This is a genomic window from Saccharothrix stipae (assembly GCF_054781895.1).
This window is the reverse complement of the sequence record NZ_BAAGTN010000006.1, coordinates 134954-155715: the sequence shown is the minus strand read 5'-3', so window position 1 is coordinate 155715 and position 20762 is coordinate 134954. Positions and strand designations below refer to the sequence as shown.

The window sequence follows — 20762 nt, the reverse complement described above, 5'->3', positions numbered from 1 at the left end:
GTGCGGGGCGGGTTCGACTTGAGCTGTTGGCTCCGCGCGAGGAACTCGAAAAGCCGTACCGCTCGATCAACAGCCGCACCTCGCTGACTCGGCTCAGCCCTGTTGTTCACCACAGCCGTCCCCCCTCCCTTGCCGCCGAACAGACCATCGTGCTCATCGTCACGGACGCACACAGCGATACCACCGAAACCACACCGTTATGAATACAGACCGCAATTTTGCGGACAAGATCCGCCTTCGGCACCCTGCACACCTCGCCAAGGTTCCGATCAAACGGATTAGCGCACATCACAAGGCGCTCCTCACTTGACCAGCCCACCTTCGGTTGATCATTCCGAGGAAACCTCCTCCGAAGGCGACGGGTTGAGGTACTCCTCGGCAAGTTTCGCGATGTGCATCGGCAGCGGTCGGGACAGGGGGACGTAGTCGTCGTGGAACCGGAGCTGGTGGGCCAGCGCGGCCCAGCTGGCCGGGTAGTCGGCGAGCTGGTGCAACGATCCAGCTTCAGCCAGGGCCTCCGCGGACCGGCAGCCCAGTACGACCAGTTCGAGGTACTGGGGGTTCCAGGCCGTCACGGTGGGAGCTGACGTCCGTCCCTCTTCCTTGCTGATCTTGCGGAGACCGCGTCGGATCTTGGGAAAGTTCTTGGGCAGGTCGGCGGTGCTGGCGAACACGCGATTGTCACGGTCACTGCCGTGGGGAGCCCAGAGCCCCACCCCGAAACCAGGCGTGTCGTTGTCTCCCCCTGGTGCGTACCACTGCGGCACCTCTTCCCTGCTGTTGCGGTCGCGCAGGAGGACGATCCGGAGCTGCGCGCCGAACGCGGCAAGCCGTTGGTCCGGTTCGTCGGTGAAACCGAGTTTGTCCTTGACCAGGTTGCGATTGCCCAGCCAGCGCCAGGAATCCCGCATGTTGCCCGCGTTCATCAGGAGAAGGGTCGGCCGGTCCCTCACCTGGAACAGAATGGACCGGACACGGCGCTCGATGTCGGCCCGCTCCTCCGCGACGGTCGTGCCCCGTCGCCCCTCGCCGCGCCCCGCATCCTGGCTGTCCCCCGAGGCCAGTGCGACCAACAGGGTGGCATAAGGGACCCACTCCTTACGGCTGTCGTCCCACCCCTGAATCGGGTGCGCGTCGTCCCCTGGGCGGATCCGCACTGCTATGAGGTGGCGGCCACCTCTACCTGTCCCGATGGCCTGCTTGCGAACCACCCAGAGCGCCACGTATTGAAGGTCGACCGGGATTTCGGTACCAGCGCGATGGGCAGGCAGCCCACATGCTCCAAGTTGGCGGAACCCGTCCAACCAGGCGGCCGCCGCCCGAGTAGCCGGGTCGGCAGTGCTGCCATCGGGGACTTGGATGAATTGGGAGACCCGGCCGGTGTCAGCGAAACCGAGACGCAGAGCGAACTTGGGATCGGACCCCGTCGCGGTGAACCTCGTCGCACCGGGGATCTCGACCAGGGCCAGTCCCGTTTGGCCATTCCGCGAGGGGAACCGGGACGCCACCGCTGCCCGGCGAGCACGAACCGCCTCTACAGCGGTGTCACGCTTCCCGCCGGGCTCGGGAAAGATTGTCAGCGCATTGCCCAGCGATCCGAGATCAGACAGGTGGACGTGGACCTCCAAGCCGTCCACCGACCATTGTTGCGACGGTGTGTCGCTGATCCCAGAGGGGGCGACTCCCAGCAGCAGCCCCAATTGCTGCACCAGCAGTTGCCCGGTCTCCGGGTAGATGGTGATGATGTCAACGTGGAGTGACCTCCCCCCAAGCGCCGCCCGCAGAGCCGCTCGGCGGGACGCAACCGCCCGCAGTTCCACCGCGGCCCGGCGTACGACGTCTTTCCTAGGCACTTTGGGCAACAGGACCGGCTTGTTGGTGCGGAAACAACGGGTCATGGCGGGCACTCTGCGGAAGAAGGGGCGCAGACCATCAGCCACCCAGGCGTCGAGGAGGGCACGCTCCCCCGGCATCAGCCCCGCTCCAATCTTGTGGGTGCCCATCGCCGTGCTGTGCACGACTCCAGCGGCGATGCCGCCCTGCCCGTTCAACCAGTCCTGCGGCGCCGTGATCAAGTCTTCGGGCTTCGGGTACCGCCGGACGATGTCCAGGTCCGCCAGGATCTCCACGGAGCTGTGGCTCCGCCATGCGGTCCGCCCCAGCCGGGGTTGGAACTCCATGGTGTTGCCGACCAGGCGGACGGGACGGGTACCGGCCTGGTCCTCCCAAGGCAGTGGCGTGTCGAACAGAACGGTGGCACCGCGGTTGCTCGGTAGCCAAACGGGTGTCTTGGTCACCCAGCGTCGGATGCCGGTTGAGACGTGAACCCGGAACCGAGGGGTGAAGGGAACGCTGTGCAGGGTGATCGTCACCAGGGCTGAGTAGTAGTGATCCACGCCGCCCTCTCGGTAGACCTGTGGTGGCCATGCCACCAGTTCGACCCCTTGATCTCGACTGACCACGCGGAACCAGGTGTCGGTGGCGGCGCCTTCCGCGCGGAAAGGACGCTTCGCCAGGCGTAGGCCCAGCAGTTCGGGCAGAAGGGCGTAGAGCCTCCGATGAGGCTCCCCAGTCCCACCGGTTGACACGTCCGTGCCGGACAGCTCCACAGGGCAGGTGGTCCACTCGGCCACGGTGTGCCGAACGGAGTCGAGCATGCGAAGAACAGCCTCTTGGTGGCCGCTTTCGGGCCGCAATGCGGCTATCCAGGTCAGGAACGCAGGTAGGACAACGTCGGCGGGCACTCGGTCCCGAGCGTAGATCCAGGGGACGGAGTTGTCTGCGGTGGCTCCTCGACCGGTCGCCAGCACGCCCGGTGCCACCGCCCGCAACAGGCTGTTCAATTTCCGCACCGGTAAGCCTACGAAGGGTTCACGGCTGCGCCACCCGAGTGCGTAGAGGTCTGTGAGTTCTGTTCGCCATTGCTCGGCGAAGGTCATCACATGGAGGTCTTCGACCCATGGACCGGCATCGGGGTCTGGTTCGTAGGCGCATGGTCTAATCAAGGAGTACATTTTACTGCCCTGTCTTTCAGGCAACGGCCCAGCGCGACCCAGAGCGGTCGGTAGAGCGCGTTGACGATGTAACGATCGTGAACGAACAAACCTGTCCGCTTGGTGAAGTAAGGAGCCAGAACGGCTCGGATGTTGTGCAACAGGCTGGTCTCGTACGTCTCCTCGGCAGGCTTGCCCTCCGCGCGCTTCGGCGCAAACGCCGCATCGACGAATACGACGCGAGCGTGCACACCGCCGCGCACCAACCTGCCGATCACCTGCCACATCAAGACCAGGAGGTCCCAGGTCACGGTGTCGCGGTCGGCACCGAGCGCGGACCACCCCAACGATCTGGCGAGTGCCCGGTACCACCGCTTCCGCGCCTCTTGACGGATCGCGGCGGCGCCTTCGTCGATTCCGGTGGCGTTTCGCATCTGCGTGTCGAACTCGCCACTGTCGATGTACCGCACGATCCAGTCGTTGAGCGTGTGCACCGCGAGACCCAGGTCGTCAGGCCTAGGATTCGGCCTGGCGAGGAAGTACACCGTTCCGATGGCGGCGACCTTCTCGTCGTTCAGGATGTTGTGGCCACGCTCGACCGCGAGCAGCGGCGCGACCAGGATGGCGGCGCCGATGTCGTCGAAGCTGTCGACATCGCCGCGTCGCAAGATCGGCGCTTGTCGATCCGAGTCCGGCATGGTTGTACCGACCTGCACCTCGTCGTCATCCGATACCAACCGCACGACCTGACCTTTCCACCGATCTCGCAAGGTGTGCAGGGTGTCAGCCACCAGTGCGGCTTCCTCGTAGCTACCCACCAACAACAGGATGTGTCGCCTGCTGTCCGGGAGGGTGCGCAGCTCACGGTCCAGGATGCTGCCGTCGTGATCCCGCTCTCCCAACCGCACCGCCATCCTGCGCAGGATTTCCGGCCGTTCGTCCAGATCAGCCCCCGACAGCTGCAATGGGGCACGGTCGTTCGAGGTCGTGAGGAACTCGAACCGCATCCGGGTCTCGGTGACAATCGTTCTGAAGTGGACGGGGTCCGGAAGGAGGATGACGCCGACCGGAACAGGAACGTGGTAGCGGCTGGAACTACCTGCCCAGCTACTTCCGGACATCAGTAGCACGTTCGTGTTGGGATGGCCGTCGGCCTCGGGAATTCCAGGCATGGCACGCAGCAACTCCCGACCAACACCGCTGCACCTAAAGTACCGCAACTCGCCGCTTTGCACGCCCTGCCGGGGTGGACCATCGAGTATGAATTGGAAGCCCAGCAGGTTGCCCATAGGCGCCTCGGGCACTATCGGGCCGTAGTCCGGTGGTCGCTGGTACATCTCGTTGAACCCGAGCTTGAGCACGGATTCCACTCGGGGCCACATCGCGTTCATCAGTGCCAGTTTGGGTTCCAACGCGGAGAGGAGGAGGGTGAACTCGAACTGGCGGCACTTCTCGTCCAACCACGCATCGGGATGAGGCGCGGATTTTCGCCCTCTCTTCCCCTTCGCCGTGGACAAGGACCGCTGTTGTTCGGCGTCGTAGATCTTCTGCTTGTCCCGCAGCACCGGTTCGAGGTCGAACAGACGTACCATGAGTACGCCCAGCTTGCGACGCGTTGACGCCTGGTAGTTCGTGGTCAGCAGTTCGTTGACGATCACCGTCAGGTCTTGCACTCCGGGTTTGGCGCGATCCCCGAACGGGTTGTCGCGGAACTCGTCCAGTAGATCGGTGAGCTGCTTACGAGGCGCTCGTACAGTCGGATCTCCCTCCGGGTACCGCTCCTCGATGAGCCGGAGCTGGAGCGTCCAGGCGCTGAAGTAACCGATGTGGACCCAGTCGCGGAGTTCACGACGGGCCACCAGCATCGCGTACAGACGGTCGGTGGCGGCGGTGACCGTATTGACCGCAGCCGTCCAGTCCTCAACGTCGCGATCGGACAACTGGATCCTGGTGCCCTCCGACAGCTCGCGAATCTTATGGGTGTTCAGCTCGTCCAGCAGTGACCTGCTACCCAATCCACCGATGAGGGGAACCGCCGGGGCGAACATCCGGTCGAGGTGCATCTGTACGCGGTCCGCCTCATCGATGATGATTAGGTCGCTGCGCCTACACGCCAGTTCGAGGTAGCGGACCCGCTCGGCGTTCTGCGGCCAGGGGACGGCTGAGTCCACCAGGCTAGCGGGTGTCGCCACCCAGATGTCGGCAGAGACCAGGTCGTGTGCGCCGCGGTGTCGTGGACACCCACCCCAGTACGGGCAGATCAACTGTGCAGGTGACCACTGCCGTTTGGTCTGTGTCCCAGTGCGGTTCGACCGCCGTTGAAGGCGGGTGCACGGCGCCTGGTTGAAGGCGAGCACGTCATCCGAGTCGCCGGTGAGGGCATTGATGACGCACGACGTGCTCAGATAAGTGAATCCAGGGTCGTCATGAGCGAGCAGGTTGGGCTTGCCGCGCCCTGAGATTCGCCGGTGCATCCGTTGGGCGTGCCGCTGTTTGCCGGATGCGCCCAGGACTGGGGCTGCCTTGTTGAGGGTGTACTTGTTGTAGAGCCTGACCAACTCCAACGTCTCAGCGACGTCGCCGACCACCACTGTGACACGATGACCTCGATTGGCGAGGTGCACGGTCAGCACGTCTCGCAGGGTGCTCTTTCCAGCGCCGACGATGCCCAGCAGGTGCTGGATGCGCGAGATGTCGAACCCACTCGACTTGCGGAAGCTGCGCTTCCCACGAATGCGGAGCTTGACGGATCGCATCCGTTGCTCCCAGCTGCGGAACTCGAGTTGATCCATCTCCGCAGCTGTGCGTACCAGGTCAGCCCACTCAATACTGATCGGCTCCCCACCTTTGGCTGGAGCGAGGTTGACGTCATGACCAATGGGGCGACCGAGCGTCGAGGTGTCAGACAGGTTGACTCGAGTCGTCCCCCTGCCGACCTGGAACCGGTGCGGACCATCTGCGGCGAACGTCGCGGATCTGCCTTGGAAAGGCGGCGCCGAACGCAGGAGACTGTCGTAGCAGTCCCAGCGGTCGTCGGCAATCCCTTCCGTCGGGATGCGGGCCGGAGGAGTCGACAGGTCCGTCACGTCGTACGCCCGGACGGAGCGGTCGAGCTTCTGGTACCTCTCCAGGGCGTCGTGCCAGGCTGCCCGCCTGCGCAGCGTCCACAAGGAATACCTGGCGGATCGCAGGGCTTCCGCGGTTGTCGCGTCGCCCACCAGCCCGCGACCGCGCGCGTACGGGAACCCGCTGAACAAGGCCCACGCACTGCCCGCGCCCTCAGTCGCGTTCACCTGGCTGTGCAAGTAAAGGCCGAGTTCAATCTCGCACAGCAAGGCGGCTTGTTCTGGCCGTAGCTTCCCTTCGTTTCTGAGTTTCATCGTCAAGGGCATCAGCACCGACTCCGGATTGCGCATCATCGACCCTTCTGGTCGTCGGTCAAGTACGCCACCAGGCTGTCGTCAGTGACGAGGTTCACCCGAGCACCGTTCGGCAAGGCATCCATGAGAGCCCGGTGGAAGTCCGGTCGCACGGTCAGGAGTCCGGACGACACCACAGCGAGATCGACCTGATCGGCTACGGCGTCGTAGGCGAGCAGCGCGGGCTCCGCGCGGTCATAAACCTGGAGGACCAGCTCCGCGCCCCGATAAGAGACCACGCCCTGACAACGACCGGCGCGGATCAGGCGACGCAACCCGAGTTTCGCCAGTACGAAGTCCCCGTAGATCCGCTCTTCTGTCTTGGCACTCAGCGAGACGAACAGGCGCAGAGCCGGGTGCAGCACGAGTGTCGACATCGCCGGGTACCTGCGTTCGATCCGGAGGTTCGGCGGACAGATCTCACTCTCGCACCACATCGTGAACCGGTCATCCGAAGAGCCCGGCAGAGCCGGCAAACCGCATTGCGGGCACAGCGCGATCATGTCGCGGACGACCCATTCTTCAGGGACAGGACCGTACAAGTCCTTCACGGACTTGAAGATCACCGCTGTTCGAGGGTTGCTCATCAGGAGCTCCCGGTGCCCCCTCGGGTCGACCAGGATCTGCGAACCTACGAACCATCGTCGTTCGACAACCTCGCTCGGGGCAGCGTCGGCCGAGATCGTCGCCATCAGTTCGTCGGCAACCTGGCTCAGGCCGGCCAACTCCGCACATGTCCGCGTCCGCGTACGGTGGATTGGGTCCACCAGCCGCGGAATGGCCAGCGGCGGTCCCCCCATCCCGAGCGCCGACCACTCGCGCCTGGTCAGATCCGTACACCACCGGATCAGTTGAGGTACACCCGTCGGAGGCGTGATCTGCTTGTGCAAGCACCTGAGAACGACGTGATCCAGAGCTTGCTGGGTCTCATCCGGGTACGGCGGAACGCTGGATGACGGATTGTCGCGGAAGGACAGAGCGAGTACGCCGCCAGCGACCGTATCGAGCAACCCGCTCTTCTCGACCCAAGAGGTCGTCATGCCGGCCTCCCGATTTGCTTGGCCGAGCACCATCGGGCCATCTCGCAGTCAGCGCACTGCGGTCCGGGCTCCGGTTGGAACCGGTCGTCGGTGTGCCAACGCTGGAAGGATTGACGGAGGACCTCTTCGGCCATGCGCCGTACCTCGGTCGTGTGCGGGTCGAACGTGACCAGGTCGACCCCGGCTGGCCTCAATATCTCCAGTTCGACGCGTCCGAGCCCTGGTCCCAGATTCCCTCGCGACGCGAGCACGGTGGCGAGTGCTAGTTGCGGGTACTGCTGGAACCACGGTCGGGTGCCGCGTGTCGCGACGATCGACGTCTTCACCTCTCGCCAGACCCAACTCTCACCGTCGTGGTAGATCAGGTCGGGCTTGGCTAACACGACGGTGTCGGCGTCCGAGTCCTCATAGACCAGCTCCGGCTCCACCCGGAGGTCGTCAGGCAGCCGGGTGAGCCGCAATGGACAGACCGCGGCGTGGTGCTGGAGGAGCGTGACACCGAGCTCTTGATCCTCTGGAAGGAGGCGGAACCCTTCGGGCACCCACTCTGAGGAAACTCGAGCTCCGCACGGCGGTCCTGGAGCTTGGTGCCGACGCTCCAGGTAACGATGGATCGCACGCCCTCGCTCGGCCGCCCGTCCACGCTCGACGGTCTGGTCGACAGGCAGGCGCTGCCTCCGCGCATAGTCCAGCGCCGGGCACTTGGCGTGGTTACGTGCCGACGTAGCCGACCAGCTACGTCGTGGACGTCGACGGTCCTGCACCCCCAGCAAACCCGGCACGCGTTGGAGCGCGGGGCAGACGGCGGAGAACGGGCAGTCGGCACAGACCGTTCCCGGTCGGTAGTCCACCGGGTCCCCCGCGTCGACGATCTGGGCCAGTGCTCGTTTTCCCGCCACGTCGTAGAGGTCGAGCGCCGCTTGCCGTGAACCGTCGAACAACGTGACAGCCTCTCCTTCCAAGATCCCGAACTGCCGGATCCGGATCCAATCTGGAGGGTTCGCCGGGTCGCCGGAGGCCAGCACCAGTGCGGCGACTGCAATCTCGGCGTCGGTCCTCTGTCGACTGCTCAGCCGGTTCACCAACAGCCTCACCTCGCGTACCCTGCCGTCGCGGGTGCTGTAACAGCGCCCCCAGACCGTGATGCGGTACTGCTTGGCTCCGCGCTGATCAGGATGCGGCAGCATACTTTCGTACGTCCACTGTCCGCGATACGGTGCCAAACTCTCATCGACTTCAGTGGAAAAAGCTTTCATGTATCCACTCACAGCGTGCGTTGTCCACTGCCGAATCGAGTCGTGAACGCCGCCGTCCCCAGGCTCGTGGACGATCCTCTGCAAGGCACGGTCTGCGGCGAGACCCCGGTGCTCTACGAGGTCCATGACCTTCATGAACGGGCCGTTGGTGAACGACTCAAGCACTTCGGGCTTGCGCGGGACCACGCTGGTCGGCCGATACCGGGGACGGGCGGTCAAGGCGTCCCGTGCCGGGCATCGGAACTTCGCCGGACTCAGCATGCCAACTGATACTTTTATCAGACCGGAGTCGCCGGACACCCCGGACGGGGGTTCCCATCGTGTCATAATCGGCTTCTTTCGCAAGACATCAGACGATGTTGGGAGGTCTTGTTCGTGGATTGGGAACTTGGAGGCAGGTTCTACCCTGGCGAGGTCATCGACGACCGCTACGAAGTACGTGACGTGCTTGGCTCCGGTGCCTCAGGAGAGGTATACGCCGTCTACGACAGGGACAGTTCTCGAGACCTGACCCTGAAGATCCAGCCGCCTAGGTTCCTCGAATCGACCCGTTATTACGCGGACGGTTCACGCATGATCAAGAAGGAGGCGTCGACGAGTTGGCGCCTGCGAGAGGTGGAAGGTCTTGTCCACGCCCTAAATCAGGGTGACCACCATGGTCGCAGGTATTACGTCATGCAGGAGGTCGGCGGCCGTGACCTCACGGCGTTCGTCGAGGGCGAAGGTCCGGTCTCATCCGTGCGAACGGCGGCAGTCATCACACAACTGTGCGCTGTCGTCGGCGAACTGCACGTTCGAGGCTGGACCCACCGAGACCTCAAGCTCGACAACTCGCTGATCGACGACAACGGTCGTGTGTGGCTCATCGACTTGGGCAGTGCCGTGCGGATCGGCTCCGAGAGGTACCCGGCGGGAACTCCTGGGTACACCGCGCCTGAAATCATCGACGGAGCTCCTTCCACAGCAGTCTCGGACATCTTTTCGCTGGGTTGCCTACTTTTCGGCATGTCGATCATGCGACTTCCTTACATCAACAAGACGGGAGGAAAACCTGCGACGGTTTCGCCATTTTCCGACGATCTCCTCCCGGCTCTCGAAGCACTGGATTCGACAGTCAGGGAGGTAGGACTGCGGATGATTGCGTCGGATCCCACCGATCGACCGCGAAGCACCCAGGAGGTAGTGGAAACGTTGCGTCCCGTGCTCCCCGACTCGAGCGCGGCACCCCGACCGGGCCGGAAGCCCGACCCGGTGCGCTGGTACTGGCTGTCGACCTTCCGCAGGGATGCGGATTCTTAACTGTCGTTCATCATGGCCTTGACCACCGCCAGTCCGGCATCGTCGTCGAGTTCCGCATATAGGTCGTGGGCTCTTGCCATAGCGAAACGGCCTTCCGTCGTCCGTCCATCCAGCCGCAATGCGCTGGCGAGCGACACGAGGGTGCGCGCCTCATGGCTGTGGCGGGTCATGTCGCGGTACAGCGAGACTGCAGCGTCGTAGATGGCCGCCGCCCGGGAGAACTCAGCCCGTGCGGCGTGGACATCCCCGAGGGCGGCCAACGCCCCGGCTTGTCCGTTCACGTCGTCGCTCTGCTCGTAAAGGCGAAGGGCCGCCGAGCAGTGTTGGAACGCCATATCGAGGTTGCCTCGCGCCAATGCCGATTGGCCGATCCCTTTCACCGCGTCCGCCTCGCCAAGGGAGTCGCCCAGTTCTCGGAAAAGTTCAAGGGCCTTCTCGTACTCGGCGTCCGCGTCGTCGTGCTCGTGTTCTCCGAGATGCAGAGCGGCCATTCCGATGTGACCGTACGCGACGCCGCGATGGTCCGCCGCCTGCCTGCTTAGGAGCAACGACCGTCGTTGCGCTCCCCCGGCCAAGGTGTACTGCTCCATGTTCCACCGCGAGCCCGCGAGCATCCGATAGACCATGGCCTGGTCGGACAGGCTGGCGACCCGCTCCGAGGCGTCAGCTGCTGAAGATAGGTAGCGGGCGGCGTCGGCGAACCGGCTCCGACGCCATTGGTAGGTCACCAGTGCCATCGCCAGCAGCCAGGTGTACTGGTAGGCCCTCTGCTCCTCCGCTTGGCGGAGCGCTGCGGTGATCGTCGGGTACTCGACGTCCAGCCAGGCCATCGCCTCCTCTGGAGTCCGCGGGGACACGACCTGCATCTCGGAAGTGGCCAAAACGGGCAGGTCGCGCCCAGGCACCAAAGTCCTGTCACACGTCCACGTGTTTTGAAGGAGGAACTCGTACACTCGACGAGTGATCTGAGCGGTTTCCTCAGCGGGCCGACTCTCGACGAGTTCGCGGGCGTAATCCCGGATAAGGTCGTGCATGGCGAACCGCTCGAACACCGGTTCGGCGAGCAGATGTGCCGTGACCAATTCATCGACCTCGGTCTCGCAGTTTCGCCCGGCCAGAGCCGTCAGGGCCGGCAGGCTGATCGTCGGACCGGGATGCAGGGCGAGCAGGGGCAGCAAGTCCGCTGTCGCGTCGGACAGACCGCTGTACGAGTACGACAGCGCCAGTCGGACGTCGAGGTCCGCGTCCCGCCCGTGCACCAACGCGTCCAGCCGAGTCTTGGTCTCCCGGAGTTCGTCGCGGATCTTTCGGACGGCAGCCGTCGGACGTCCAATCACCCGTGCTGCGACGACCGCCAACGCCAACGGCAGTCTGCCGACGAGACTGACGATGTCCTCGACAAGGCACCCTGCCTGGCGCACCGGCACCTCCCCCAGGGATTTAGACAACGACTTGGTCAACAGGGACAGCGCATCCGCCTCGCAGAGTGGCTCGAGGGTGAACTGGTGAGCGCCCTCCCGGACGGTCAGGCTTCCCAACCGGACACGACTGGTGACGATCGCGGCTGAGCCTGTTCCCGGCAGCAACGGCCGCACTTGGGCCGAGTCGCGCGCGTTGTCCAGGACGACCAGGAGCGACCTGTCGGTGGTGGCCGAACGGAAAGCCGTGATCAATCCGTCAAGCGTCGATGTCGGGGCGTCGACACCGAGGTCGAGCAACATCCTCGCGAGGATCTGCGCAGGCTCTTCGGGATTCAACGGACCATAGCCGTTGAGATCGGCGTACAACGTCCCACCAGGGAACTCCTTCTCCACCTCGGCTGCCCACGTGCACGTCAAGCACGTCTTGCCGACGCCGGGCATGCCGTTAACCACCACGACCCGTGCAACCCCGGACTCGGCTCCGAAGAGCAGACGGGTCAAAGTGTTCCGCTCGATGTCGCGTCCTATCAGGGCACCGCGCTGCCCTGGAAGTTGTCGAGGCACGGCGAGGACCGGCCCCACTCCGGACTCGAAAGGCGCGAATTTCGCTTGGATTTCCCCCAAATCGCCGTTCGAGTCCCCGTTCTCCTCGATATGCTTCACGAGGAAGGCCCGCGCCTCGGCTTCCGAGTGGGTACTGGCAAGTACCTCCGCAATAAGTGTGACCAGGGTCGGATCGCGTGGCCACTTCTTCAAGGCCCGGCGTGCGTGCGACCGGAAGTGCGCCGATTCGCCACATTCCACTGCCGCAGTCAGATAGTCGGCCATGGCGTTCCGGTGCTGATCGTCCAGGATCGCTCGCTCCCGACTCAGGTTGAACTTCCTCAACCCGAGATCGTTGAGCGGATCGTCGCCCCACTCTTGAAGAGCTCGCCCCAGCCTGTCCATGCGTTCTCTACCGATTAATCGTTTTGCTTCGACCACACCGTCGACGAATCGGAAGTAGTCGACCTCGTCTCGCTTCACCCGAATCTCACAGAAACCCGGTCGATTGCTCCCGTCCGGAGTGAGTTGCGGCAGTACTTTCCGCAACTCACGACTGGCATCCCGCACTTTCTGCGGAGGCACGCGCTCGCCAGGCCAAATCCGATCCGCGACGTACAAGTGGTCACCCTTCTGGTTTGGCGCCAAGAGGAGAACTACGAGTAAGCCTTGGGCGATGGTCGACCTGATGTCGATTTCTTGGTCTTCCACGTGGACGGCAAGTCTACCCAAAAGGCGTATGTCCATGGATTCCCCGTGCGCTCGGACTGTTGGATCGAGGCGGTCGCTCTGTTCGATGCAAGCATCATCTCACCTTTGTCCAGTCGTGAGTAGATCGTCAACCCACGCTCGACCCACGCTTGACCCACGCAGGCGGTCAAAGGCCTCTCGAGAGAGCCTGCAAGACTGCCTGCACCCACGAGCGGGTTCCGACGGTCGGGACCAACTCGAGGCTTCATCGAATACGAATACGAACACGAAGGAGTTCCGATGCGTTCATCCTGCAATCCAAAGACCGCACTTCTGCGCACTCTCGGGCGTGTACGGAAGCCGTCTTGGCCGCCGCGGGGCGTGCCGCGGCGGGGCCGTGGCACGCGCCGTCCTACTACGGCTCCGACCCCGCCCAAGCCGTCGTCCGCCCTGCGGGCCCAGTACGAGGTGTCGGCCAGGATCCACTTGACGAGGTCCCGCTAGAAACTGCTGCGGGCGGGAACCTTTCCGGTACCCGCCCGCAGCCAATCGTGCGCCTCAAGTCACCGTCCGCTGGTAGAGCAGTACCGAAGCCTGCTTGAGATCATGTTCCCGCCGCACAAAGTGACATGGCGACAAGTGCTGCGGCCCGGACCTGCCGCCACGGCGCCTGTGGTCGCCGTGTGGTCGCACGCGGCGCACGCGGCGCACGCTCGTGTTCCACGTCCGACCGGGACGTGGAACACGAGAGAAGTTCATAATGAGCAACCCTCAACCTGGGCGTGTCTACCGACGTTGCGCCTGCCGTGACACGGTCGGCAGGCAGCTCGGCGCCCGATGCCCCAAACTGGCTGGCGGCAAGCACGGGCGGTGGACGTTCGCGGTCGACCTGCCCTCCCCGGACGGTCGGCGGCAGACCAGGCGACGGGGCGGGTTCGCCTCCAGGACCGAGGCGCAGGCGGCCTTGGGCAAGGTGCTGGAGTACGAGCGCACCGGCATCGTCACCGACGACAAACAGACCGTCGCCGACTACCTGACCACGTGGCTGCGCACCAAAGCATTGACGCTCAAGCCGACCACCGTGGCCCGTTACCACGACTACGTGACGAAGGACCTGATCCCAACGCTCGGCACCACCCGACTGGACGCACTCAGCCACCACCACGTCGCGCTGTTCATCGGCGACCAACTCGCCGCGGGACGCGGACCGGTCACCCTGCGGCGCTGTGTCGCCACCCTGTCCAGCGCCCTCACCGACGCCGTCCGGCAACGACGGCTCCCCCACAACCCCGCCCGGTACGCCCTGGTCCCCCGACCACCCGAATACGAGCCCACCTGCTGGTCACCGATCGAGGCCGCGAAGTTCCTGCGCTACTGCCACGACCACGCCGACCCACTCGCCGACCTGTACGAACTCATCATCGGCACCGGCGTGCGCAAAGGCGAGACACTCGCCCTGCACTGGCACGACATCCACCTCGCCGACCACGTCGCCTTCATCCGCCACACCCTGTCCAACATCAACCACACCACCCGGTCCTCACCACCCCCAAGGCCAAGAACAGCCGCACCTGGATCGGCCTCTCCGACCGCGTCGTCACCGCCCTCCATCGCCAACGACTCCGCCAACCCGGACGCGACCTCGTCTTCAGCCGACGCGACGGCAACCCACTACGACCCGAATACGTGCTGCACCACTTCCACCACCTCACCGCGGCGGCCGGACTGCCCAGGAGTCGAGTCCACGACCTGCGAGACTTCGCCGCCACCACCATGCTCAACTCACGCATCCCACTCGCCGTGATCTCCCGCGCGATGCGCCACTCGACCCTCTCCACCACCACCGAGGTCTACGGCCACCTGCTACGCCACGTCGCCCACGACGCCGTTGACGTCATCGCCGACGCACTGAACGAGGCCGACGCCGCCTGACCGGCAGGACGCGACCACCCCGCGACCACATAAGCCCGAAAACAAAACCAGCGGGTTCACCACAAAGGTGAACCCGCTGGTCACGACCGTCGGGACGACAGGATTTGAACCTGCGACCCCTTGACCCCCAGTCAAGTGCGCTACCAAGCTGCGCCACGTCCCGGCCGCATCCCGTTGTGGGGTGCGCGGATAGCTTAGCGCACTCGCAACGGGCCCCCGACGCGGCCCCCTTGGAGGGCCGCCCGGATAGCCTACCTGCGGAGATGGCAGAGGCCCGCGCTTGGCGGGCCCCTGCTCCCCTCGGTCGCACCGCTCCCCCGAGTCGACGCCCCGGGCTCACTATGCGTTTGCCGGGTTTCGTGCACTACCGCCGAAAGTCGAGTCATCTGTGTCAACTTTCGACGGACTTGAGGGTAGGTCGACTTCCAGGGCGAAACCGCCGTCGGACCTCGTGGTGGTGGTCAGGGTGCCGCCGGCTTGGGTCACGCGCTCCGTCAGGCCGTGCAGGCCGTGGCCGCCCTGGTCCGGCGACGGCGACGGGGACGACGACGGCGGCGAGGTGGTCGGTGGGCCGTTGACGATCGTCAGGCGGAGGCGTCCGTCCTTTTTTGACAGTCGCACGTGGACGGCAGCGCCGGGGGCGTGTTTGGTGACGTTGGTCAGGGCTTCCTGGATCACCCGGTAGACGGCGCGGCCCGTGGCCGGTGGTGGGGGTTGGCCGCTCTGGTCCTCGTAGCGAACGGTGAGGCCCGCGGACTTCGCTCGGTCGATCAGGGAACGGATGCCCTCGAAGCCCGGCGTCGGTTCGGTGTTGAGCAGGCCCAGTGCGGCTCGCATCTCGGCCAGGGCCTCCTTGGCCAACGCTCGCAGGCGCAGGGCCGTCTCACGCGTCTTGACGTCCTGCGTGGTGGCGGCGAGGGCGGCCGACTCCACCGCGATGAGCGTCGCGTGATGACCGACGGCGTCGTGGATCTCACGGGCTATCCGCGCACGTTCCGACGCACGGGCGCCGCTCTCGCGGGCCTCCAGCTCGGCCGTGCGGGCGCGGGAGGCTTCGGCGAGGCTCGCGGTCAGCTCGCGCCTGGTCGTGATCAGGGCGCCGAGCGCGGTGGGGGCGCCCGCCATGAACAGGCTGAACGCGAACGTGAGCAGGGCCGCGCCGGGGGCCAGGCCTTGGCTGACGACCACCAGCGTGGACGGCAGCACGGTGGCCAGGGTCACCCAGGTGATCATCGCTCGAACGGTGCACTTGCGGCCCACCCGGTACATCGCGACCACGGTGGGTGGCCAGCCCAGGCCGCCGATGAGGCCGGGCAGGCAGGCCAGGGCGGCTATCCACGGCCGCCAACGGCGCACCGGCAGCAGCAGGCAGGCCGCCAGCGCCGTCGGGATGGACCACGTGTACGGCACGTAGTCGGCGAGCAGCACCATCGCCGCCGGCACGACGACGACCAGGAGCTCCAAGAGGATCACCACGTGCCCACCTGGTGCGCGACGAGGGCGGCTTGGACGCGGTTCTCGACGCCGAGCTTGGTGAGCACGGTGGACACGTAGCTCTTCACCGTCGCCTCGCTCAGGCCGAGCGACGCGGCGATGGCGCCGTTCGGCTGCCCGCTCGCCAGCAGTTCGAGCACCTGCCGTTCACGGGCGCTCAGCCCGTCGAGCTGCGCGTTCCCCCGCAGCCGGGAGGTGCGCAGCTTCGGCAGCAACCGGGCGGTGATCCGGGGGTCCAGGACCGCTCCCCCGGCGGCCAGGTCGAGCACGGCGCGCACCAGGGCGTCGGGCTCGGCGTCCTTGAGCAGGAAGCCCTGGGCGCCGAGCTCCAACGCCGTGGCCACGTAGTCGTCCAGGTCGAACGTGGTCAGCACGGCGAGCGCGGGCGGGTCGGGCCAGGCCAGCAGCGCCTTCAGCGCGGCCAGCCCGCCCATGCCCGGCATCTGCACGTCGACCAGGGCCACGTCCGGCCGGAACCGGCGCACGACGTCGAGCAGGCCGGCGCCGTCCGCGGCCTCGGCCACGACCTGCACCCGGCCGTCGGCTTCGAGCAGCACCTTCAGCCCTCGGCGGAGCAGCGCTTCGTCGTCAGCTAGGACCAATCGCACCGGCACGATGCCAGGCAACAGCATTCGGCCTGCCGGAGCAACCGATCACGCCGGCAACCGATCACTTCTTGGTGCGCTTCTCCCGCACGCGCACCGAGATGCGCACCGGGCTGCCCTGGAAGCCGAACTCCTCGCGCAGCCTGCGCTCGATGAACCGCCGGTAGCCGGCCTCCAGGAAGCCGGTCGTGAACAGCACGAACGTCGGCGGCCGGGTGGAGGCCTGGGTGGCGAACAGCACCTTCGGCTGCTTGCCGCTGCGCACCGGCGGCGGGGTGGCGGCGATCAGGTCGGTCAGCCACGAGTTGAGCTGACCGGTCGAGATGCGGGTGTCCCACGAGGCCAGGGCCGTGCGCAGCGCGGGCGCGAGCTTGCGCACCGCACGTCCCGTCAACGCCGAGATGTTCACCTTCTCGGCCCACGGCACCCGGACCAGTCCGCGTTCCAGCTCACGCACCATCGCGTGGCGCCGGTCCTCGTCCACGAGGTCCCACTTGTTGAACGCCAGCACGCACGCACGCCCGGACTCCACGACCATGGTCAGCACCCGCAGGTCCTGCTCGCTGATCGGCTCGGACGCGTCCAGCAGCACGATCGCCACCTCGGCGGACTCGATCGCGGCCTTGGTGCGCAGCGACGCGTAGTACTCGGCGCCGGAGGCGAAGTTGACCCGCTTGCGCAGGCCCGCGGTGTCGACGAACCGCCACATCTCGTCGTCCAGCTCGACCAGCGAGTCGACCGGGTCGACGGTGGTGCCCGCGACGTCGTGCACGACCGACCGGTTCTCCCCGGTCAGCCGGTTGAGCAGGGACGACTTGCCGACGTTGGGCCGGCCGACCAGGGCCACCCGGCGCGGGCCGCCGCGGACGGCCTCGAACGTCTCGCGCGGCGTCTCCGGCAGGGCCTTGAGGATCGCGTCGAGCATGTCGCCGGAGCCGCGGCCGTGCAGGCCGGACACCGGGATCGGCTCGCCGAGGCCCAGCGACCACAGCGACGCCACCTCGGCCACCAGCCGCTCGTCGTCGACCTTGTTCGCGACCAGCAGCACGGGCCGCTTGGACCGGCGCAGCAGCTTCACGGCGGCCTCGTCGTTGGTGGTCGCGCCGACCGAGGCGTCGACCACGAACAGGATCGCGTCGGCGGTGGCCATGGCCAGTTCGGCCTGCGCGGCGACGGCGGCCATCATGCCGACGGCGTCGGGCTCCCAGCCGCCGGTGTCGACCACGGTGAACTTGCGGCCGTTCCACAGCGCGTCGTAGGCGACCCGGTCGCGGGTCACGCCCGGCACGTCCTGCACGACCGCCTCGCGGCGGCCGATGATGCGGTTGACCAGCGTCGACTTGCCCACGTTCGGTCGGCCGACGACGGCGAGCACCGGCATCGGCGGCGGGCCGCCCTCCTCGCCCTCCACCGTCTCGTCGAACGCGGTCCAGTCGGACTCGTCCGCCCAGGTGCCGTCCAAGTCCGTCATGGTGTTGCTTCTCCTCGCTGGCTGTCGAGCTCGGCCACCAACGTGGCCAAGCGGTCGCGGACCTGCTCGGTGGCCTTCACGAGCGCCTGGCGACCCTTGTCGGTCGGCAGCTCGAACGGCTCACCCACGAGCACGTCCACCACGGGCCGGAACCGCCGTCGGGTTCCGGCCGGGCGCAGGGTGCCGCGGCACGCGATGGGCACGACGACCGCGCCGGTCGTGCGGGCGAGCCACGCCGCGCCGGCCTGCGCCTCGGCCACGTCGCCCGTGCCCCGGGTGCCCTCGGGGAACACGCCGACCACGCCGCCGGCCCGCAGGACCTTCTGCGCGGCGAGCAGCGGCGCCCGGTCGGGTTCGCCGCGGCGCACGGCCAGTTGGCCGATCCTGCGCAGCAGCGTGCCCGCCACACCCCTGAACATCTCCTGCTTGATCAAGAACACCACGCGCCGGGGCAGGAGGCCGAACAATATCGGTCCGTCCACCATCGAGCTGTGGTTGGCCACGATGACCACGGGGCCGTCCAGCGGCATCCGCGGGACGCCGTGCGTGCGGACGCGGAACGGCAGCTGGAAGGGTCCGCGCGAGATCCACCGGCCGACGTCGTGCAGCCAGGGCGTCGCACCGTCGGGGAGCTGGTCGGTCACCCGCGCACCCGTCCGCTCGGCTGGGCCAGCAGCCCGCGGGAGTCCACCAGCTCCAGCAACGCGGCCAGCGTGCCGGGCAGGTCGAGCGTCGTCGTGTCGAGCACGACGGCGTCCTCGGCGGCGCGCAACGGCGACACCGCTCGTGACGAGTCGTAGGCGTCACGGCGCTGCACGTCGGCGAGCGTGGCGTCCAGGGTGGACTCGCGGCCGGACGCGCTGTCCTGCCTGGCGCGGCGCTGGGCGCGGGCCTCGGCGTCGGCGGTCAGGTAGACCTTGAGCGGCGCGTCGGGTGCGACGGCGGTGCCGATGTCGCGGCCCTCGACCACGATGCCGCCCACCTCGTCCACCGCCCGCGCGATGATCCGGCGCTGTTCGGCGACCAGCAGCTCGCGCACCGCGGGCACGGCCGACACCGGTGACACGGCCAGCGTCACCTCGGGGCCGCGGATCTCCGCGCCGACGTCGTGGCCGTCGAGGGAGGTGGTCGAGCGGTCCGGGTCCGTGCCCTGCACGAGCGGTGCCGCCGCGGCGACCCGGGCGACCTCGACCTGGTCGGCGAGGTCGACACCGGCGCGCAGCACGGCCAGCGTCACCGCCCGGTACATGGCCCCGGTGTCGAGGTAGCGTGCGCCGAGGGTCGCCGCGAGCCGCCGCGCCGCGGAGGACTTGCCGGTGCCGGAAGGCCCGTCCAGGGCCACCACGCCACGCAGCTCACCGTGTCCCACGGGGTGTTCCTCCTCAAGCGACGACGGTCGTCAACCTCCAATTGTGCCTGGTGCGGCCCGTCACACCCACATCAGGTGGCCTGTCGTGCCCCGTCCGCGCCGCCCGCGCGGTCAGCCCAGGTCGGCCAGCAGCAGCCCGCTGCGCGGCTTCGGGGTGAAGTAGGTGCTCTTGCGCGGCATCCGGCCGCCTGCCGCGTGCACGTCCAGCACGTCGGCCAGCGGCACGGGGGCGATCAGCAGGACCGCGTCCGCCGGCGCGCCGTCGGGCACGTCACCGGTCACCGGCCGCACGTGCGGGCTCTCCGGGTCCAGCCCGAGCGCCTTGTCCAGCAGCACGGCCTCGACGAACGCGTGGTCGACGCCCGTCGACGGCAGCTCGACGCGGACCGCGGCCGAACCGGCCACCGCGACCACCACCCCCGGCGACGGACGGGTCGCGGCGTCGACCGGGGTCACCACCAGCCCGAGCGCGCGCCACGCGACCACCATGTCGGCCAGCGACAGCCCGGTGCCCGCGACGGCACGGTGGATCGGCCCGATCCGCAGGTCGGGACCGGCCGTGACCAGCGCCAACAGCCCGGACAGCCCGGCCGACGCGGCCACCCGGTGGTTGCCGTCGGCCACCATCAGGGGGTGCTCGCCGGCGGCGGCCAGCAACGCGTCCTGCCGTTCGCCCGGTCCCACCAGCCACAGCCAGTGCCGCCGCCCGCCGGGGTCGACGACCGACACGGCGGGCTCGTCGTCCACGTCCGCCACGAGCCGGGTGAGCTCGACCTCGCGCGCCACCGGCACGAGCATCGCCGCGCTGGTCACGCAGCCGAGGCCGGACAGCACGCGCGCCCGTTCGGCGACCACGTCGGGGTACACGTCCTCGGTGTGCCCGACCGCCGCCGGGTCGACCATGCACAGCAGGCCGTGCGCGGTGCCGTCCGGGCCGTCCACCCGGTAGGGCGCGACCACGTCCCGCACCTCGCGGTAGGCGGTGCGGCGCAGGTGGGCGAGCTCGGCGACGGCGTGCGGCAGGGCGTCGAGCAGGCTCGACCCGGCGGCCAGCGCGGCGGGCGTGCGGTGCGGGTGCTGCACCGCGAGCAGCGTGCCGGGACGGGCGCGGGCCAGCGCGGCGACGATCCGCTCCGGCTCGGCGAACTCGTCCACGTCCGGCCCCGGCACGCGGTCGCGCACCACCCACCCACGGCTGATCGCCCGAACGCGTGCTGTCACTCGACTAGG

The 20762-nt window shown here is 67.1% G+C and carries 14 protein-coding genes, 1 tRNA gene and 1 pseudogene; 4 read left to right on the top strand and 12 right to left on the bottom strand.

Annotated elements, in window-relative coordinates; genetic code table 11:
- Positions 1-26 precede the first annotated feature (26 nt).
- Complete coding sequence (locus tag ACYVLT_RS12525; RefSeq protein WP_461120309.1) at positions 27-203, top strand: hypothetical protein; 177 nt, start codon at positions 27-29, stop codon at positions 201-203.
- 126 nt (positions 204-329) lie between these two features.
- On the opposite strand, the gene ACYVLT_RS12520 is transcribed toward ACYVLT_RS12525, so the two are convergent.
- Genes ACYVLT_RS12520 through ACYVLT_RS12505 form a run of 4 tightly spaced genes read right to left on the bottom strand, consistent with a single transcriptional unit; the run spans position 330 to position 8894 of the window.
- A complete protein-coding gene (locus ACYVLT_RS12520; protein ID WP_461120308.1) occupies positions 330-3014 on the bottom strand; it encodes a pPIWI_RE module domain-containing protein in 2685 nt (894 codons plus the stop codon).
- Positions 3002-6412, bottom strand: coding sequence for a pPIWI_RE_Z domain-containing protein (locus ACYVLT_RS12515; protein WP_461120307.1), 3411 nt, complete (start codon positions 6410-6412; stop codon positions 3002-3004). The genes ACYVLT_RS12520 and ACYVLT_RS12515 overlap by 13 nt, the downstream gene beginning before the upstream one ends.
- Positions 6409-7485, bottom strand: a complete 1077-nt coding sequence (locus ACYVLT_RS12510; protein WP_461120306.1) for a pPIWI_RE_Y domain-containing protein — start codon at positions 7483-7485, stop codon at positions 6409-6411. Before ACYVLT_RS12510 ends, ACYVLT_RS12515 begins: the two co-directional genes overlap by 4 nt.
- A complete protein-coding gene (locus ACYVLT_RS12505; RefSeq protein WP_461120305.1) occupies positions 7449-8894 on the bottom strand; it encodes a PD-(D/E)XK nuclease family protein in 1446 nt (481 codons plus the stop codon). Before ACYVLT_RS12505 ends, ACYVLT_RS12510 begins: the two co-directional genes overlap by 37 nt.
- Before the next feature lie 189 nt (positions 8895-9083).
- On the opposite strand from ACYVLT_RS12505, the gene ACYVLT_RS12500 reads away from it, so the two are divergent.
- The gene (locus tag ACYVLT_RS12500; RefSeq protein ID WP_461120304.1) at positions 9084-10007 is read left to right on the top strand and encodes a serine/threonine protein kinase; all 924 of its coding nucleotides are present in this window, start codon (positions 9084-9086) and stop codon (positions 10005-10007) included.
- Here the strand turns inward: ACYVLT_RS12500 and ACYVLT_RS12495 are convergent.
- Entirely contained in the window at positions 10004-12454 is a 2451-nt protein-coding gene (locus ACYVLT_RS12495) for an ATP-binding protein (protein WP_461120303.1), read from the bottom strand. The genes ACYVLT_RS12500 and ACYVLT_RS12495 overlap by 4 nt on opposite strands.
- A 967-nt stretch (positions 12455-13421) precedes the next feature.
- On the opposite strand from ACYVLT_RS12495, the pseudogene ACYVLT_RS12490 reads away from it, so the two are divergent.
- Positions 13422-13772, top strand: a pseudogene (locus tag ACYVLT_RS12490) (Arm DNA-binding domain-containing protein); the annotation flags it as partial.
- Positions 13703-14593 carry a tyrosine-type recombinase/integrase gene (locus tag ACYVLT_RS12485; RefSeq protein WP_461120378.1) on the top strand — a complete coding sequence of 297 codons (891 nt, stop codon included), beginning with the start codon at positions 13703-13705 and terminating at the stop codon, positions 14591-14593. The pseudogene ACYVLT_RS12490 and the gene ACYVLT_RS12485, both read left to right, overlap by 70 nt.
- An 89-nt stretch (positions 14594-14682) precedes the next feature.
- Here the strand turns inward: ACYVLT_RS12485 and ACYVLT_RS12480 are convergent.
- From ACYVLT_RS12480 to ACYVLT_RS12450, 7 genes are all read right to left on the bottom strand, one after another.
- Positions 14683-14756, bottom strand: a tRNA-Pro gene (locus tag ACYVLT_RS12480).
- Between the two features lie 176 nt (positions 14757-14932).
- Positions 14933-16069, bottom strand: coding sequence for a sensor histidine kinase (locus tag ACYVLT_RS12475; protein WP_461120302.1), 1137 nt, complete (start codon positions 16067-16069; stop codon positions 14933-14935).
- Positions 16063-16719: a response regulator gene (locus ACYVLT_RS12470; protein ID WP_461120301.1), complete on the bottom strand. Its 657-nt coding sequence runs from the start codon at positions 16717-16719 to the stop codon at positions 16063-16065. The genes ACYVLT_RS12475 and ACYVLT_RS12470 overlap by 7 nt, the downstream gene beginning before the upstream one ends.
- A gap of 37 nt (positions 16720-16756) precedes the next feature.
- Positions 16757-18163: a ribosome biogenesis GTPase Der gene (gene der, locus ACYVLT_RS12465; protein ID WP_461120300.1), complete on the bottom strand. Its 1407-nt coding sequence runs from the start codon at positions 18161-18163 to the stop codon at positions 16757-16759.
- Positions 18160-18807 carry a lysophospholipid acyltransferase family protein gene (locus ACYVLT_RS12460; protein WP_461120299.1) on the bottom strand — a complete coding sequence of 216 codons (648 nt, stop codon included), beginning with the start codon at positions 18805-18807 and terminating at the stop codon, positions 18160-18162. The genes der and ACYVLT_RS12460 overlap by 4 nt, the downstream gene beginning before the upstream one ends.
- Entirely contained in the window at positions 18804-19532 is a 729-nt protein-coding gene (gene cmk / locus ACYVLT_RS12455) for a (d)CMP kinase (protein WP_461120298.1), read from the bottom strand. The genes ACYVLT_RS12460 and cmk overlap by 4 nt, the downstream gene beginning before the upstream one ends.
- Positions 19533-19643: 111 nt before the next feature.
- Positions 19644-20753 (bottom strand): DUF1015 family protein, encoded by a 1110-nt coding sequence (locus tag ACYVLT_RS12450; RefSeq protein WP_461120297.1) that lies wholly within the window; start codon positions 20751-20753, stop codon positions 19644-19646.
- Between the last annotated feature and the right edge of the window lie 9 nt (positions 20754-20762).